This is a genomic window from Clostridium beijerinckii (genome assembly GCF_008705175.1).
GTDB lineage: Bacteria > Bacillota > Clostridia > Clostridiales > Clostridiaceae > Clostridium > Clostridium beijerinckii.
Map to the genome: position 1 here is coordinate 5,532,186 of NZ_CP043998.1, position 19,035 is coordinate 5,551,220.

The following is a 19,035-nucleotide window of genomic DNA, read 5'->3' on the forward strand; positions in this document are numbered from 1 at the left end:
AAAACTATAAGTATAAATAAAGCTGAAACTCCACCTAAATTTTTTCAATTCATTATTCCTTTTTACCCTATCCTATTTGCTGTCCTTCTCATTGTTAATTGGATAAATTTGTGATATCCTTTTAGTATTAAGTGCTATTAAAAGGAGGATATAATTTTGAAATGTCCACATTGTTCAGAAGAACTAGGAATAAATGATGTGTGTATAAATCCTATGTGTTCTTATTTCGGTAATACGATTAAAAATACTGAAAAAACTAATATAGATTATACTGAAGAAAACTTAAATAGTAGAGTTAATGCTGATATTAAAGTAGATCATGTTGAAAACAACTCCAAATCTAATGATAACTTTAATCAAAACAAAGTCTATCATAATAGAAATGACTATTATAATAATCAGAATACAAACAAATTTAAAAATATATATTCTATTCCTTACAATAAAAGCAACAATATTTCTCGAGACGAACTAGCTATCTTTATTGGTAATAATAGCGGTTTCTATATTAATCACCTCAACAAATATAACGATAAACATAAATTTTTATCTTGGAACTGGCCATGTTTTTTCTTCGGTTACTATTGGTTATTATACAGAAAACTTTATATTCCAGGAGCTGCTTTGATACTCTTAACCTTAGTATCTTCAGCGATTTTTCCAAAGGGAATACACTTATCTTTGCTACTACTCATAAGAATTATATTAACTTTATATGCAAATTTTATTTATCTTAACAATTGCGAACGTAAGATTAAAGACTTCAAAATGAATGTTATCAATATACAAAATCTCAGCAATACTGAATATATAAATAAATTACGTAAAAAAGGCGGAGTTAATTTAGCCGCACCATTAATTGTATTAGCTCTCCATATTATGTTTATAGTAATTTCACTTGGCATGTGGCTTTCAACTAGGATTACACCACATAAATTTTCTTCTCCTTCGTACTACTTTTAGCTTGTTAAACTAAAAGTTCGAATACGTTAAGGCTAATACAGCCTTATGCTTAAAACCTTTAGCGAAATTTTCATAAGTTTCCCAAATAATAATTCTTATAATTTCGGTAAATTCCTACTCTTAGTTAGGGTATCTATAGATAGCGCAATCATAAACTATAATACTTAGACTATGAAATATCTTCTAACCAGAAATGAGTGATATACTTTTGTGGAATGTTTCATTGGTAATTTTGATGGATGTGATTCTTTGACTATAAGTTGTTCCAAATGTGCTAGTTCAAAGCTTGTTCTTTGAGGCTAGCACTTTGGGTGCAACTTTATAGCCTTAGAATCACCCATCAGAATTACCTAGAAACTGGAACAAAAGTATATTATTCATTTCGGTGAGCTATACGCATAAGTATGGATTATAATTAGTTTATCTATATTAAAATTTTAGGCGTTCACCATAATAACTAATAAAAATAGTTATTTGGTGAACGCCTTGTTGTATAGTTAATTATAAAACTTTAGATAAAAAGTCTATTGTACGTGGATTTTTAGGATTCTTAAATACTTCCTCTGGAGTCCCAGATTCTAATATTTTTCCTTCATCCATAAATAATATTCTATCTCCAACTTCTCTTGCAAATCCCATTTCGTGTGTAACAACTACCATTGTCATACCTTCCTTTGCAAGATCTTTCATAACATTTAGAACTTCTCCAACCATTTCAGGATCTAAAGCAGATGTTGGTTCATCGAATAACATAACATCTGGCTGCATAGCTAAAGCTCTAGCTATTGCAATTCTTTGCTTTTGTCCACCTGATAATGATGATGGGTAAGCATTTATTTTATCTATCAAACCAACCTTATTTAATAAGCTTTCTGCTATATTTTTAGCTTCATCTTTAGAAATTCCTTTTACTTTAATAGGAGCTAGGCATATATTTTCACAGACTGTTTTATGAGGAAATAAATTAAATTGTTGGAATACCATCCCCATTTTTTCTCTCATCTTATCTATATTGGTTGCTTTTGATGTTATATCCTTATCTTCAAAAGTAATTTGCCCAGATGTAGGAGTTTCCAATAAGTTAAGACATCTTAAAAATGTACTTTTTCCTGACCCAGAAGGCCCAATTACAACTACAACTTCACCTTTGCTGATATGCTCATCTATTCCTTTTAACACATTATTTTTTCCAAAGCTTTTATGTAAATCTTTAACGTATATCACTTGCTTTCATCCTCCTTTCAACATAACCTAAACATCTTGTCAAAGTGAAAGTTAAAACAAAGTAGACTACTGCTGCTACAATTATTGGTTCTAATCCTAAAGCTGTATTTCCTCTTACAATACTTGCATTGTACATAAGTTCTGCAACACCTATAACAGAAACCATTGATGATTCTTTTATTACAGAAATAAATTCATTTCCAAGAGCAGGTAATATATTCTTAAATGCTTGTGGAATTATAACATGAACCATTGCTAACCCTTGATTCATTCCTAAACTTCTAGCTGCTTCCATTTGACCTTTGTCCACTGCTTCGATTCCAGCTCTTATTATTTCAGATATATATGCTGCTGAGTTTAATGCTAAAGCTATTGATCCAACCGTCATATCAGGCATATCTATTCCTATAAGCTTAGGTAATCCTATATAGATTATATAGATTTGAACTAGAAGTGGAGTACCTCTTACAAATTCTACATAAGCTGTTGCTATATAGCTTATTGGTTTAAATTTTGAACGCCTTAAAAGAGTTAATGCAAGACCCAAGATTGTACCACATAGCACTGCAAAAAATGCTAATACAATAGTGATTTCTGCACCTTTTAAATAATATTCAGAGTATTTTCCTAAAAATGTAAAATTCAATATTTTCCCTCCTAGTTCTTTATCTGATGTCTAGCCACTGTAATACTCTCACAATATATGAAACTCCTCTTCCTAAAGTCAGATGAGTAACCGATTCACACTAAATCATATATTTAGGCTACCTGCTTAAGTAATATATACAGTAACACAACCCTATATAAGTTCAACTAAGATCATCTAGGGACTCCCCTATCTGAATCAAGTTTCACTTCATAATATACATATAATAAAATAGCCACTAATTTTTAATTATAAGACATTATCCGATAATTTTCAACTGTTGTTAATTTCCAGTATAAAAATAATTTTAAATATATATATTTCAAAAATAATTCTTCATCATAATTCTAGAAATATTATAAAAATTTTAGCCATAATTGTGCATTGTGAAATGTGCATTGTGAATTTACAACATATATCTAATACTCAAAAAAATAACAAGCTATGATGTCAGTATATTTTGCATCCTACTATACTGGTATGTATTACCTTATAGTTTCTATATGCTAAAAACTTTCATTACTTAGTACAAGTTAAAACTTCTCAGGTGAAGCTCTCTTTATCACCCGGTCTCAGTCAAACTTATACCCACAACGGGTACAAAGTGATTTTAAATAATCCCAATATAACTTCTGAAATTTTAAATAACTTTCATGAAGGAATAAATCATATTATCTAAATTCACCTTGTCAATAACAAAATATATACTACATCTCTAACTCGTTATTTTCTATCGTACTTTTTAGTGCCAAATAGGATTAATCTACTAGTTTATTTGCATCTAGTACAAACTGCTTTATCTTATCTTCATCTTTTAATCTCTTTATTGTCTTATTAACTTGATCTGTTAAATCAGTTGAACCTTTTTTCATAGCTATAGCAGATCCACCGTCTGGATCTTTAACTTCTAATTTGTCAGCAATTGCGATACCTTCGTTCTTATCAACATTTATTTGAGCAACTGGTTGTTCAGCTAAAACTGCATCAACTTTATTATTCTTTAAATCTAATATTAAATCAGTAACTTTGTCTAATGATTTTATATTTGCCGCATCAAAGTTATCCTTTGCTATACCTTCTTGTATTGAACCTTTTTGTACTCCGATTTTCTTATTTTTTAAATCTTCCATTTTAGTTATTCCAGCTTCATCACCTGATCTAAGTACAAATCTATGTGTTGCAGTATAATATATGTCTGAGAAATCTGCATTTTGTTTTCTTTCATCTGTTGGAGTCATACCTGCAAATACCATATCTATTTTATCTGATTGAAGTGCTACTAACAATCCATCAAATGCCATATCTTTTATTTCAAGTTCTACTCCTAAATCTTTTGCAATTTCTTTTGCCATTTCAATATCAAATCCAACGATTTGATCTTTTCCATCTACTTCTTTATGGAATTCATATGGTGGATAATCGGCGCTTGTTCCTATTACAAGCTTACCTTTTGATTTTATTGCCTGTAATGCAGAAGCATTACTGCTTGTGTTTTCTTTGTTTCCTTTAGTGCTGTTTCCACAGCCTACCATACCTATTGCAATAGCTGATGCTGCTGCAATAGCAACTAATTTTTTTACTATACCAACTTTCATTATTAATACCTCCAAAACTTTACTCTACTAACGATAGCATAATTATACACACTTTTTTATATTTACTCAATAGAAATATGATAAAAAGTTTAATTATTATTCATTAAAATTAAATTTATCCTCATTACTTATTATATATTTAAATATATATTTTATGTATTGGAAATAGTTATATATATTAGTATTATAAGGCTTGCAAGCTTGCTTTAAGCGTTTTTTAATCATTTTAAAATTATAAAAAAATTTTATTTAGTATTTCTATAATTTAAAATTCACAAAAAATTATGAAATTTTATTCTCATTAAATTTATATTATAATTTTTCACTTTGCATACTTTATGAAAAATTATTCACATAATAAAAAATAAAAGCGGCACCATCATAAATATCATGTTATCGGTGCCGCCTACTTATTATTTAAAATTGATTATCTAGTTTAGTATATATAAATTTCAGATAGCATAGCTCATTCTATATAAAATTCTTTATTTTATATAGCCGTATAGCTTTTAATATAATAAGGCCTGAGAGTTAAGTTTTTATAATGTAACTATATTAAATACTTAACTGCAGACAACCTGTGCAACGCTCTGGTACACATTATATATTTAACTAACGGTTCGATCTCTTCACTTTCTACTATTATAACTCCATCAAATTCTAATCCTTTTGCTAAATAAGCTGGTAGAAGTACTTTTCCACCCTTATACATAATATCATCATTATCTAAACTTTGAACATTGATCTTTTCTTTAATAACATGAGAGAATTTATCCAATTCATTTTTATCCTTAAAGATTACTGCAATATTCTCGTATCCCTCTTCTTCATAATCTTCAATTAATGATATTATTGTATCAACAAATTCCTCATTATTATAAACTTCTTCTTCAATAACAGGTTCTCCTTTTCTAACCAACGGAACAATCTTGTCTTTATCCAAGAATTTATTTGAATATTCCATTATCTCTTGAGTTGACCTATAACTCTTATTTAACTCATACTTTGTAATCTCCACATTAAGATCTTTAAATACATCATCAAGGTGAAGCATTGCTGGTTCTTCACTAGTTGTTATTAATCTCTGATTTGAATCACCGACAATTGTATAACTCTTACAACCTGTTATTTCTTTAATTATTTCAAATTGAATAAAACTATAATCTTGTGCTTCATCAATTACAATATGCTTTATCTCATTTTTTACTTTTATACCTTTTAACTTAATCATTAAATAAAGTATGCCAGATAAATCCATATAGCTTAGTCTTTCTTTATTCTCACCTAAGTCTTCATTATTAATATTTTCTAAGTCATTAATATAGTTTTTATAAGTATCTAAATTAACAATTTTCTTATAAATATCTATTACTGGTTCGTACTTAATCCAAGTATCTAATTCATCACGAGATTTCATAACCGCTCTTACAATTTCTCTTATCTTAATTCTTTTTAAATATTCTAGATTATTTTTTTCTATTTCAAGTTCATTCTCTGATAAGCTGCTAATCTTTTCTTTAAACTCAGCATTTATCTTATAAACTTCTTCATCTCTCTTATCTTTTATTTTAGATATTAATATTCTTTTTATTTTCTCACTTCTTCTAAACAAAGGCATATCTTTATAATAATTTGTAAATAGTTCCTCTATCTCTTTAGCTGTAACAATCTCTTCTTTCTTAAATCTAATTGGTTGTATCTTAAAATATTCTTTATTTAAAATTTCTAAATTAGAATTTAATAAATCAACAAATGCCTTAGAGCTCTTATATCTATATTCTTCTAAAGTGTCATCTTTTCCGTTCATAGCATCTTCAATATAGCTACCGAAACTCTTTACATTTTCATATTTCAAATTAATTTCTTTCTTCGCAAAATTTTCAAAGGTTGTTTGTTTAATATTACTTTCTCCAAGCGAAGGCAGTACTTGAGCTATATAATCCATAAAAATGTCATTAGGTCCAAAGATTAATACCTTATCTCCAAATTGTTTTCTAAAATTGTATAGTAAGTATGATATTCTATGAAGTGCGATAGTTGTCTTTCCAGAACCAGCAACCCCATTTACAACAACTATTTTATTTCTATCCTCTCTTATAATCTCATCTTGTTCCTTTTGAATAGTCATTACTATATCTTTTAATTTATCTGATGAATTATCCGTTAAAACCATTTGTAGTATTTCATCTTTAACATCTATGGCTGAATCAAATACTCCCTTTAACTGACCTTTCTTAATTACAAGTTGCTTTCTTGATAATATGTCTACTTCTATTTCTCCTGAAGGTGGATTATAACTTGATTTACCAAGAGTTCCTTTATAAAAAAGTGATGCAATAGGTGCTCTCCAATCAACAATTAATGGTTCAAAACTATTTTCAAGCGTCAATCCATATCTACCCACATACATATCTTCTGGAATGTCTTCTCCTTCTTTAAACGAAACCTTTCCGAAATAAGGTATTTCCTTAAGCTTTGTATATTCCATAAGCCTTTTGTCAATTGTTCTATAAGCTTCTTCCTTCACATAATTTTCATGATCAAAATAATCTATAATCTGGTCTTCATCATCTTTATATTCCTCAACGTATTTTTTTCTAGCCTCAAGGATATAGCTTGTGACATTCTTTCTTTTTTCTAAATACTTTAAAATTTCTTTATTTAGAATTTCTAAAATTTCACTTAACTTTTCCTCTTCTCTTATAAAATCTACTTGTTTGCTCAATATTGTGACCCCCTTAGATCAATAGGCAGTTAATTCATTACCTTGAAGTATCATATAAGGCGATTAACTACCAATAACTAATCTTTTATTTCTTCCTGTGAAATATTATTATACCCTTATGCCAATATTTTCACACAAATTCCATGAATTTTGTATTGTTAATTATACATTTAAACTATAAAATGCACAATGTATGGCTAAAAACTCTTTTTAGGTTTCATTCCTCCACTGTGCATTAAATACTATATTTACATTTTTATAGTTCTCTATTTCTAAAAGTATTATCTTATGAAGAGCCGATGGCTTTTCTTCATTAACTTATCACTTGAAACCTGCCATTAATGTCAACTTGTTTCTTTAAATATTATCAGTTTCAGAATCCTTTTTATCAGATTCCTCTTCTTTAGATATAAATTTATCATCATTAATATTTTCAGCTGCGCCTTCTGCCTTCGCATCACTTTCCATAATTACAGGTGTTTGATTACTTGTTGTTAATTCTGATTTTCCTAAATCTTGAAAATCTCTTTGTGACTTTTCAGGCTTATCATCTATAACAATATCTAAAGCATGCTTTTTAGCTCTTCTTTCTGCTAACTCTTTTACTCTCTTTTCGTTCTCTGATTTTTCCTTTTCTTTTTCTTCCTTCACTTCAGGATATTTTTCATAGACTAAATCAAAGAATTCTTCTCCAAATATTGTTTCTTTCTCTAAAAGTACTTCCGAAATTTTATCTAATAAATCTCTATTATCCCTAAGAATCTGTCTGGCATTTGCATGAGCATGCTTTATTATTCTTAGTGTTTCTTCATCTAAAATAGTAGAAGTTTCTTCGCTACAGTTTCTGACAGCTCTACCATCTAGATATATATTTTGCACTGATTCTAAAGCCATCATATCAAATCTATCACTCATTCCGTAAATAGAAACCATGCTTCTAGCCTGTTGAGTAGCTCTTTCTATATCATTTGAAGCTCCTGTAGAAACTAAATCAAATACTTCCTCTTCAGCAGATCTACCACCAAGCATTACAGTAATTTGATTTATTAATTCTTCTCTAGATGTCAAATATTTTTCTTCTTCTGGCAATTGCATAGTATAACCTAATGCTCCCATAGTTCTAGGAACTATTGTTATTTTATGTACAGGGTCTGCTCCTTTAAGCATCGCTGCAACAAGCGCATGCCCAACTTCATGGAATGCAACAACTTCTCTTTCCTTAGGTGATAGAATTCTATCTTTCTTTTCTTTACCTGCAATTATAACCTCAACGGCTTCTCTTAAGTCCTCTTGAAGAACTGTTTTTCTTCTTCTTCTTACAGCTCTTAAAGCACCTTCATTAATGATATTCGCAAGATCTGCCCCTACAGCACCTGGAGTACTCTTAGCTATTTCAGCTAAATCCACATCAGGTCCTAGCATTACATTCTTTGCATGAACATGAAGTATAGCTTCTCTTCCTTTAAAGTCTGGTCTATCAACTATAACTCTTCTATCAAATCTACCTGGTCTTAAAAGAGCCTTATCAAGTATTTCTGGTCTATTTGTAGCTCCAAGTAAAACTACACCTTTAGACGAATCAAATCCATCCATTTCAGAAAGTAATTGATTTAAAGTTTGTTCTCTTTCATCGTTACTTTGCATTTGATTATCTCTGCTCTTACCAATTGCATCAATTTCATCTATAAAAATAATACACGGAGCTTTAGCTACTGCATCTTTGAATAATTCTCTTACTCTTGATGCTCCAACTCCAACGAACATTTCAACAAAACTTGAACCTGAAAGCGAGAAAAATGGAACTCTTGCTTCTCCTGCAACTGCTTTTGCAATAAGAGTTTTTCCTGTTCCCGGAGGTCCTACAAGTAAAACACCTTTAGGTAATTTAGCTCCAATTTCAGTATATTTAGCTGGCGCATTTAAGAAGTCTATTACTTCTTTTAAGGATTCTTTAGCTTCTTCCTGACCTGCCACATCATCAAAAGTTACTTTTATTTCACTTTCCATGTAGACCTTAGCGTTATTTTTACCGATGCCCATGACACCGCCTCCGCCTCCGCCCATCTTAGAGAATAAAAATCTCCACATGAAGAATATAAGAATCATAGGCAATATCCAAGTAAGCAGAATATTCATCATTGGTGATTCTTTAGGATTTTTACCTGTAAAATCAATTCCAGCTGCATTAAGCTTAGTTATTAATGCTTCATCCTTCATATTTGCTGTATACAAAGTTTTACCTTTGTATTCTTCATTATCTTCGCTTGGTGTTATTAATAAGTTTTCACTAGTTATGACTACTTTTGAAATTTCCTTATTGTCTAATAAAGTTAAAAACTCATTATAGTTAATTTCTTTCATTGTAGCTTCTTCTCTTGCATAGTTAAATGCCATCAAAAATGCAAAAGCTATTAAAAAATAAGTAATTGCTATAGTAAAAGAATTCTTATTTTTGTTATTCTTTTTATTACCATTATTATTATTCTGCATCTAATCACCTTCCCATTATATTTATTAATCATTATGTCCAATACTGTACTACTTTTATATTCATCAATTTCCTATATAAGTAACACAATTTCAGACAATATAGAATTTCATTTACCTTTTCACCTTTGTTACAAGTTAGGCTAAAGCTCAAACTTAATTATATCTGAATTGATTTTAAATTTATATTTTATTAATATTCATAAATCAGCCCATTCTTCCCACATATCTTTCATCTTATTATGTATTTGTTTTTTGCGAATTTCTGTGGACTTTTTATCGACTTTAAAATATTTATTATCTATATTAATTAAAATATCTCCTTCTTTAAAATCCCCTGTAACATTCCTAATAGATATTTTATCTATATCCCCATTTTCCTTTTCAATTATAACATAATTTCCTTCTACTCTATCTATTATATACTTTTCACTCACTTAGCATCCTCTTTTCACAGTATAAATTAATTCCAAGAATAGTGAATAGCTTACTTAGAGAGCGAACGCAAGTAAGTTTTCCTCTAATCACCTAAATTATACAGTATATCTATGAAAATATCACCAATAACTCTTAGTAACCACTAAAAAATAACAAGTGAACATGCTAGTCTATCTTGCACCATATTATATTCCTAAGTCTTACTATTAATTTAAGCTTCCAAAATCTTTAAATGGATAGAATTTTAATACAGCTCTTCCTTGTATATTTGAGGCATCTATATATGGATTAATCCATCTTCTTGCATCATTTGATCGGCTCCTATTATCTCCCAAAAAGAAAAACTTATTTTCAGGCATATCGAAAACTCCATCAAAATTTTCGTTATTTTTCACATAATCTTCTTTAATATCTGATCCATTTACAGTAACAGTACCGCCGTGTATTTCGATGTGATCTCCTGGAAGACCTATAACTCTTTTTATAAGAACCTCATCAAGTTCCTTTGAATAGAATACTGCTATATCTCCTCTATTAATCCTACTAGTGTCATAAATTCTAGTTACTATTAATTTATCACCAATATTTAAAGTAGGAACCATTGATTCACTAGGTATATATACGGTGTAAATCAAAAATTTATTTATTAAAAAAGCCATTCCTATAGCTGCTATTATAGGAATTATCCACTCTCTAAAGAAAGTGCTTTCAAACGAAAAACTCCCTATAATATTTTTATTAGATAGCAATTCTTTATTCTTTTTTTTGTCTAATTTTTTCTTTAGAAAATCGTTATCTGACCTATTAGTGATGTTATCAGAACAATTTAAATCTATGTCCTTTGATTCCATTACATAATCATTTTCATTCATTAAATGTTCTCCCTTTTGCAAGATTCGTTTATCTTATACCACATACTAAGTATTATTCACACTTTGTAAAAAATTTAACTCATATTATTTTAATATTTCAAAATCTTTTATAGGATAATACTTTACTTGAGCCTTTCCTTCTATATATGATTCATCAACGTAAGGATCTTTCCAATACCTAGAATCATCTGAGTTAGCTCTATTATCACCTAAGAAGAAATACTTATTATCTGGTACTTTAAAACTTCCATTGTATATCTCATTATTTTTCACATAGTCTTCCTTGAGCTCCTGACCGTTTCTATAAACAACACCATTTTTAATTTCTATTGTATCTCCCGGAAGTCCTATTAATCTTTTTATTAAAATCTCACCCTTAAATTCGTCATTTTTAAATAATACAATATCTCCTTCTTTTAAATTTTTAGGATTATGCACCCTAGTTACTAGCAATCTATCTTTAACTTCTAATGTTGGAATCATAGATCCACTTGTAATCCAAACACCGTATCCCACAAAATTCCATACGAGAAGCGCTATGCAAAGAACAACTGCAATATCAATTATCCATTCATTTAATATGGACTTCTTTTTTTCTTTTTTATCTGCTACAATTTCATCTTCGTTATTTTCTGCCACAATATTACCTCCATGTCCCATATTACACATAATTTTTCATTAATACCCCATTTTTTCATAATCCTTAATTATATAAATCATTTCACTTAAGAAGTTCTTAGTTGCGCTTCGCGCTTTTTTCTAATTAAAATGATCTTGGTTGCGCTTCGCGCTTTTTTCTAATGTGCATATTTTAATATGCTATATTAGTATAACATATTTTACTATCTAAAATATTTATAAGATGTTAATTTTATAACAAAAATATGCACCAATCTTAAAAATTAGTGCATAATCCTTTTAGGAAATCTATATAATTTAAATTCTTACTTAAACATATTCAAATACTTATATCTATTCAACATCATTCTTTAATAGATCATCATAAGATTCTCTTTTGCAAATAAGTCTTGTTTCATTATCTTTAACCATTACAACCGCTGGCTTTGGTATTCTATTATAATTGCTTGACATAGAATAACCATATGCTCCTGTAGTCATTATTGCTAGAATATCTCCGCTTTTAACTTCTGGAATTTTAATATTTTCTAATAATATATCTCCCGATTCACAACATTTTCCTGATATTGTAACTGTTTCTTCTCTATCTCCTTCAACTCCACTTGCAAGAATACATTCATATTCTGCATTATAAAGAGCCGGTCTTATATTATCAGTCATTCCACCGTCTACTGATACATATTTTCTAACACTCGGAATTTCCTTGACTGATCCTACAGTATATAAAGTTGTTCCTGCATTAGCTACAATACTTCTTCCTGGCTCTATTGTAAGAATTGGCCTTTCTTGACCTGTTCTCGCACACACTTCATCAACTTTATTAATTATTGTGCTGCAATATTCTTCAGTACTTCTTGGTTCGTCTCCCTCGGTATAATATATACCAAAACCTCCGCCAAAATCTACTTCGTTTATTAGGTAACCTAGGTTTTCCTTTGTATTTCTCACAAGTTCTAACATTATTTCAACAGCATCTTCATATGGCTCTAAGTCAAATATTTGCGAACCTATATGACAATGTATTCCTGCAAGATTTATATTCTCTAAACTTATAGCTTTTTTAATAGCATCTTCTATTATAGTATCAACTGGAGCAAAGCCAAATTTTGAATCTATTTGTCCAGTCTTTATATAATCATGAGTATGCGCTTCAATACCTGGTGTTATTCTTAAATAAATATTTTGTACCTTATTATATTCTTTAGCTATATCATTTAATGCGTCTATTTCGTAATAATTATCTACTACAAAATTACCTACACCTAGTCTTACGCCAAGTTCAATCTCAGATAGAGTCTTATTATTTCCATGGAACATAACTTTTTCAAGTGGAAATTCAGACTTATATGCAGTGTATAATTCCCCCCCAGATACAACATCAAGACACATATTCTCTTCCTTCAATAATTTACACATTTGAAGTGTCAAAAATGCTTTTCCTGCAAAAGCTACTCTATTATTATTCTCTTCGCACTTGAAATATTTTCTATAATCCCTACAGTATTCTCTTATTAAATCTTCATCAAATACATATAACGGACTCCCATATTCTCTCACTAAATTTTTAGCACTGATGCCTCCAATCATTAATTGATTGTCTTCTACTTTCATTGTTCCAAACAACTTCATTTGATTAACCCCCAAATTATATTTTATTAGCTATTGCTTCATTGATTAAAATAAATCACAACACCAATTTCAATAAAAAATATCCGTTTTTTGCATTGCCTCCGGATTATTGATGTTGTATTAACTAATAATTATAATAAAAAACAAACGCCACAGAGTGTATCTGTGACGAGTGGTAGATATTTACGCTAAATTTATGCACAATATTTTCATTAATTATCAATTCTTCGCAAAAGATTAATAAATGAATTTGAACGTCTATACTAACAAAATCATTATTATTCTTTTCAAACTGTTAATTTATAACTGAAAAAAGTACCTTGTAGCTCAACACTCTTCGTGACAGTTATTCACATATTCTATGAATACCCAGAAAAAGATTATCGCATAATAATCTATTTTCTTCGGCTGTAATACCTTTTAGTATAAATCAACGTTTGCCAACTCCTCATACCTACTATTTATTGCAGCACCTCTACCCCAGGTCATGTTATATATTATATTATTAGAATTCATTAATATTTTAATATTAATGACATTATAAATCATTATCTGCACAATATCATTTTATTAAACTGTTACAAATATGATACCATAAATTAAACTTAAAGCAATACTTTTTTAACTTTAAATTAATGGTATAAAACCCAAGCTTATTAAGTTCTTATTCTTTCCTATACTCATCCATAAGATCTCCCATAATACTTGCTGATGTTGGTGGCGTAAAAGTTATAGCATTTGCTCCAGCTTGAATTGTCTCTTTAATTGACTCTTCAGTTGGTCCTCCAGTTGCTATTATAGGAAACTCTGGAAATCTCTTTCTGATATTTCTGACTATATTAGCGGTATTTCTTCCACCTGAAACATTAAGTATTGTAGCTCCAGCTTCAATCCTTTTAGTAACATCTTCATCTTCAGAAATGACCGTTACTATTACTGGTATATCTATTGTTGACCTAATCTTATTAACAATTTCATTACTCGTAGGTGCATTTACAACAACTCCCATAGCACCTTTAAATTCTGCATCCATAGCTAAATTCACAACTCTTTTTCCTTGTGTTATTCCTCCGCCTACGCCACAAAAAACCGGAACATCAGCTGCCATAACAAGTGCCTGTGTTATTACAGGCTGTGGTGTAAATGGATATACCGCAATAATTGCATCAGCATTGCTATTTCTTATTAATGCTACATCTGTACTAAATAGCAATGATTTTATTCTCTTCCCAAAAATTTTAATTCCACCACAATTTCTTATAACTGCTGGAACCTCAATTACATGATTCCTAAGCGTACCCTTTATTTGAGGAATATATTTAACATCTTTATTGGTCATAATTTTTATCCCCTCCCCATTAACTATCGGTTAGATTTTTATAATAAATTTCTCTAGTTATACATTTTTCTTTTATTGTCTTTATAGTTATACTTTCCTATAAATTAAACCTCTATTAAAAATTTTCTAAATTAAAATTATCTTTCGCATATATACTTATAATTATAATATTTTTAAAATAAATCACTTATCTTCATACAATATGTTAAATTCCATTAATTACTATTTATATTATACTACTTTCTCGTATTTCTTAAAGTTAAATTTTATTTATCCACAATATCCACAGTTTTTATCCACAAATATGTGCATATTGTTTATAAATACATATCATTAAATTTCTCAACGAAAAATTGTTAGGAAAGACTTTCTACAAATTTCTCTCTCTATAATCAATTATCTCCATATTTATTGAAATCAAGTCCATAATTAATTCTAAAACATTCATAAAGAACTAATTGAATATCATATTTGACAATTAAGTTATCCACAGATTTTATACTATTATCCACAGTATAAACAAGCCTTATATTTACAAGGCTAAGCCTTAGTTTTATTTTATATCATTTAAGTTTGTCCACAAGTTTATTCACAAAACTTCTTGTTGACGCGTATAATTACAAAATTCGATTTTATAATTAATCATATTTATGTGGATAATAATAGCACTACCAATAAAATACTATGGGCATACTTAAGAATTTCTTAATACTTTGTTAATTTCTAAGTTACAACACCTTAATAAAACATTAAAGTATAAAGTAATATCTTGTGATCTTTTCATTCCTATCATATACTTTTAATCAGGAAATATATTCTGAAGTTAGGTAAAAGGAGATTTATTGTAATGACCCAAAATGAATTTTTCAACATTTTAATGGATGGTTTAAAAGACTTTCCTGAAATAAAGCTGCAAGATATTATTTCTTATTATGAAAATTACTTTAAAACTAGATTAACTGTTGGAAGAACAGAAGACGATATAGCAAAGGAATTAGGTGATCCTAATTTAATAGTTAATAAACTTAGAAATGAACATTTGCATATTACCATTACCTTAGATAATTTAACTAATAATGCTAGCACTGAAACTAGCGACGAGATTTCTAACATAGATGCCACTGATGTGAGCACTGATAATAAACATATCAATGCATGTCACAATTTTAAAACTGATAAAAAGTTCAGTAATATCTATTCAGAAAACAAGAACGATTTAAAAACTGATTCCAACTTTAATGATTTTAAGTCTAATAATTCTTATGCTTCAAATGATTGTTTTTATGACCTTCATAATGAAAATATATCACTTGATATTCAAAAAAGCAATTATAAATGTGCTGAATTAAAAGAATCAAAATATAATATCAATAATGAGAATAACTTTAAACGCAGTAATCATATTTCCTTCATCTCAGAATTTAATTTTAATATGCGTCAAATAATGAGTATTTTTAATAATAAATCTAAAAATAAGATTTCTAACTTCAATATAAATATTATCTTAAAATTTTTTATTGTAATCTTATCTTTAGTAATATTCTTTCCAGTTATAACTGGTGTTATTGGCTGCTTTATCGGACTCTTGGGAATAGCAATAAGTATTTTTATCGCTAGTATTGGAGTATTAATTGGTGGAACTTTTACAAACTTTTTTACGCTACCTAATATTCCGGCATTTGTCTCGAATTTTCCATACCCGGTAATAGTACTATTTTCTTTCGGTTCAATCTCATTATCACTGCTTTTAATGATTATATTTTTCTATCTCTGCAAATTTCTCATATTAATTTTGGCTAAAACATATAAGTTCTTAAAGTTTAAAGGTGGGGCGTCGCTATGAAAAAGAAATTCATTTCTTCTAATATGAAGATATTTATGTTAATACTATTACTTCTATCCATTACATTTTATACTTCTGGATGCATTGCTCTAGTTCAAAGTGGCTACAAACTTTCTAACTACGCCGATGAACTTCATCTAAGCCCCAGTGCCTTTGAACATAATTTGAATTTTAACAATTTCAACTTGGATTTTAATACTTCATATCTGTCTAAAGATTATGTCCTAAATGACAATGTCAACGAGATCGACTTCAGCTTAAACTCGCAAGATATTAAAGTCGTTGATTATGATGGTGATGATTTAAAAGTTCAAATCAAAAGCAACAATAATATTTCTAATGACTTGTATGAAATTGAAAGTGGTAATAGATTAGCTTTTAACGCTAGATATGATACTCCAAGTGACGCAAGTATTTCAGTAAGTATACCTTATAATTTTAAAGATAAGAGCACTTTAAAAATAACCACAAGCAGCGGCGATATAAATATTTCTAGCTTATCATTAAATACACTTAATCTTTCATCTACTAGTGGATCTATAGCTCTTTCAGATTCATTTTTAAATTATTTAGACTTAAATAGTTCCAACGGAAATATAACCTTTGATAACATAGAAACATCAACTGAAACCAAACTATCTTCTTCTTCTGGTGATATTATTGGAAATGGTAACTTAGGAAGTATAAATGGAAATACTTTATCTGGAGATATCAATTTGAGAATGATTAATTCCTTGAACAATATGTCTTTAAGCTCTCATTCTGGATCCATACACTTATCTATACCAGAAGGCTCAGGCTATAAAATAAACTACGAAACGAAATCTGGAAGCTTAAATTCTCCTAACGATAAATTATCTTCCGGCGATGAAAGTTCTCTTATAAATATTACTACTGAAAGTGGAAATCTTAATATAAAGTAAAATTTTAATGCACAATGACAATCTTATACTAATTGTTCATTGTGCATTATATTATATATCCTATAGTTTGAACTTTGAAATAATACTGCTTAGTTCTTCTGCCTTAATAGCTTCCTTACTTATTGTTTCAACTACTTGTTTCATAGCAGTTGATGTATCGTCTATTCCCTGTTGTATGCTATGTGTACTACCGGAAACCTCCTCAGAATTTTTTGCAGTATTTGATATAGCTGCACTAACCTGTTCAATTGATGCATTTACATGTTCAGACATCTCGGCTATCTTTTTAGACATTGCACTTACAAACTCACCATCTTTAGTATATTGTAAAGCGATACTTCCGTATCCTTCTAAATCTTCTTTTACATTAGTTTTAATAAAGCCAATTATTTCTTTACTATTCTCTGAAAGATTATTAAATGCTTTTTCTACTCTTTCTATAGTATTTTGTATAGTAATTACAGATGATGCTGACTCCTCTGCAAGCTTTCTCACTTCCTCCGCAACAACTGCAAACCCCTTACCTGATTCACCCGCTCTAGCAGCCTCGATTGCTGCATTCAATGCTAACAAATTAGTTTGCTCTGCTATACTAGCTATTGAGTCCGCCATTACTTTTATCTCTTCTACTACCTTTGATTCTTCTATTGCTTTCTTTATATGTTCTTCCTTTTGGTTATATACAAGTGCTGTATTTTCAATTGCTCTTCTGCTATTTTTTTCTACAGCCTTAGCTCTTTCCTTTATACCATTTGAATTATCATTACCTTTTTCCGCTTGTGCTTCTAATTCTTCCATATTGGCATTTACTTGTTGAATTGATGCATATACTTCTTCAACATTGCTACTATTATCTTGTGTTTTTGAATCGATTTTTTCAAACTCTAGATTTATATTTTCCAAACTAGTTGATATTTCTTGAACAACCGCAGATGCTTCTTCACTTAAAGCGGACACATTTGTTGCGTTATCTGCACACACTTCTATCATATGCCTTAAATTATCCTGAGCTTTATTTAAAGCTTGTCCTATAAATCCAAATTCATCTTTTCTTGTAATTGTAATATTAGTTGAAATATCATATTCGCTCATTCTTTCTGCTAACTTCTTTATTTCATGTAGTGGTGTAATTATTTTACCTAATGTTGTAACTACAAATGCGCCCCCTAATATAACGGCAATTCCTACAGCTATAGCCGTAAGTGTCGTACTAGTTTTTATCCCTATTCCTATCCCAATTCCAACTAATGCCATTATGAAATATCCAGAGAAAATTTTCACTCCAACAGACTGTAATAAACTAATTTTTTTGTCTTCGTTCATTTAAAACACCCCTTCTTTCTACTTTGTCATCTAATTAATACTTATACTTAATTTTATTAAAATCATATATACTTTGATTTTTAACGACTATAATTACCTAATATCTAAAAGCTTCTCTGACATTATTAGATAATTAATATAGTGTTATATTAATCTATAATAACTATTATCCACTGAAACCGTTCTACCATATCTCAATACCTAATGTAAAATTTCTACTTTTTTGTACACATATTAGCATATCATGCGATTTTTTTATTTTCAACCACATTAATTAAAGTTTCACGTTATTTTAAGCTTCACTAAACTTAAATTAATATTGAAATATATAATATAATTTCTAAGCGCTCACTAAGATACATATTATATTTTAAAAATAAATTTATATA

The 19,035-nt window shown here is 29.1% G+C and carries 14 protein-coding genes and 1 riboswitch; of the genes, 3 read left to right on the plus strand and 11 right to left on the minus strand.

Annotated elements, in window-relative coordinates:
* Window positions 1-156: 156 nt before the first annotated feature.
* Entirely contained in the window at window positions 157-963 is an 807-nt protein-coding gene (locus F3K33_RS24395; RefSeq protein WP_039770787.1) for a DUF2628 domain-containing protein, read from the plus strand.
* Window positions 964-1,464: 501 nt separating this feature from the next.
* On the opposite strand, the gene F3K33_RS24400 is transcribed toward F3K33_RS24395, so the two are convergent.
* The 10 genes from F3K33_RS24400 to F3K33_RS24445 all read right to left on the minus strand — a co-directional run bounded on the left by F3K33_RS24400 (window position 1,465) and on the right by F3K33_RS24445 (window position 14,557).
* Entirely contained in the window at window positions 1,465-2,187 is a 723-nt protein-coding gene (locus F3K33_RS24400) for an amino acid ABC transporter ATP-binding protein (protein WP_039770789.1), read from the minus strand.
* Entirely contained in the window at window positions 2,174-2,833 is a 660-nt protein-coding gene (locus tag F3K33_RS24405) for an amino acid ABC transporter permease (protein ID WP_017212139.1), read from the minus strand. The genes F3K33_RS24400 and F3K33_RS24405 overlap by 14 nt, the downstream gene beginning before the upstream one ends.
* A 758-nt stretch (window positions 2,834-3,591) precedes the next feature.
* Window positions 3,592-4,428 carry an ABC transporter substrate-binding protein gene (locus F3K33_RS24410; protein ID WP_039770791.1) on the minus strand — a complete coding sequence of 279 codons (837 nt, stop codon included), beginning with the start codon at window positions 4,426-4,428 and terminating at the stop codon, window positions 3,592-3,594.
* 550 nt (window positions 4,429-4,978) lie between these two features.
* Window positions 4,979-7,153, minus strand: a complete 2,175-nt coding sequence (gene helD, locus F3K33_RS24415; protein ID WP_039770793.1) for an RNA polymerase recycling motor HelD — start codon at window positions 7,151-7,153, stop codon at window positions 4,979-4,981.
* A gap of 357 nt (window positions 7,154-7,510) precedes the next feature.
* Complete coding sequence (ftsH, locus tag F3K33_RS24420) at window positions 7,511-9,643, minus strand: ATP-dependent zinc metalloprotease FtsH (protein WP_039770795.1); 2,133 nt, start codon at window positions 9,641-9,643, stop codon at window positions 7,511-7,513.
* A gap of 197 nt (window positions 9,644-9,840) precedes the next feature.
* A complete protein-coding gene (locus tag F3K33_RS24425; protein WP_023974369.1) occupies window positions 9,841-10,077 on the minus strand; it encodes a DUF3006 domain-containing protein in 237 nt (78 codons plus the stop codon).
* Window positions 10,078-10,284: 207 nt separating this feature from the next.
* Entirely contained in the window at window positions 10,285-10,827 is a 543-nt protein-coding gene (gene lepB / locus F3K33_RS24430) for a signal peptidase I (protein WP_051144801.1), read from the minus strand.
* Window positions 10,828-11,034: 207 nt separating this feature from the next.
* Complete coding sequence (lepB, locus tag F3K33_RS24435; protein WP_051144800.1) at window positions 11,035-11,619, minus strand: signal peptidase I; 585 nt, start codon at window positions 11,617-11,619, stop codon at window positions 11,035-11,037.
* A 303-nt stretch (window positions 11,620-11,922) separates the two neighbouring features.
* The gene (gene lysA / locus F3K33_RS24440; RefSeq protein WP_023974372.1) at window positions 11,923-13,218 is read right to left on the minus strand and encodes a diaminopimelate decarboxylase; all 1,296 of its coding nucleotides are present in this window, start codon (window positions 13,216-13,218) and stop codon (window positions 11,923-11,925) included.
* A 315-nt stretch (window positions 13,219-13,533) separates the two neighbouring features.
* Window positions 13,534-13,704: riboswitch (Lysine riboswitch) on the minus strand.
* A gap of 178 nt (window positions 13,705-13,882) precedes the next feature.
* Window positions 13,883-14,557 (minus strand): beta/alpha barrel domain-containing protein, encoded by a 675-nt coding sequence (locus F3K33_RS24445; RefSeq protein WP_023974373.1) that lies wholly within the window; start codon window positions 14,555-14,557, stop codon window positions 13,883-13,885.
* Window positions 14,558-15,404: 847 nt separating this feature from the next.
* Between F3K33_RS24445 and F3K33_RS24450 the strand changes: the two genes are divergently transcribed.
* On the plus strand, window positions 15,405-16,400 hold the full coding sequence (locus F3K33_RS24450; RefSeq protein ID WP_023974374.1) for a DUF1700 domain-containing protein: 996 nt from the start codon (window positions 15,405-15,407) through the stop codon (window positions 16,398-16,400).
* Entirely contained in the window at window positions 16,397-17,323 is a 927-nt protein-coding gene (locus F3K33_RS24455; RefSeq protein ID WP_039770798.1) for a DUF4097 family beta strand repeat-containing protein, read from the plus strand. The genes F3K33_RS24450 and F3K33_RS24455 overlap by 4 nt, the downstream gene beginning before the upstream one ends.
* A 60-nt stretch (window positions 17,324-17,383) precedes the next feature.
* Here F3K33_RS24455 and F3K33_RS24460 read toward each other — a convergent pair whose 3' ends face one another.
* Window positions 17,384-18,646 (minus strand): methyl-accepting chemotaxis protein, encoded by a 1,263-nt coding sequence (locus tag F3K33_RS24460; RefSeq protein ID WP_023974376.1) that lies wholly within the window; start codon window positions 18,644-18,646, stop codon window positions 17,384-17,386.
* Window positions 18,647-19,035: the final 389 nt, after the last annotated feature.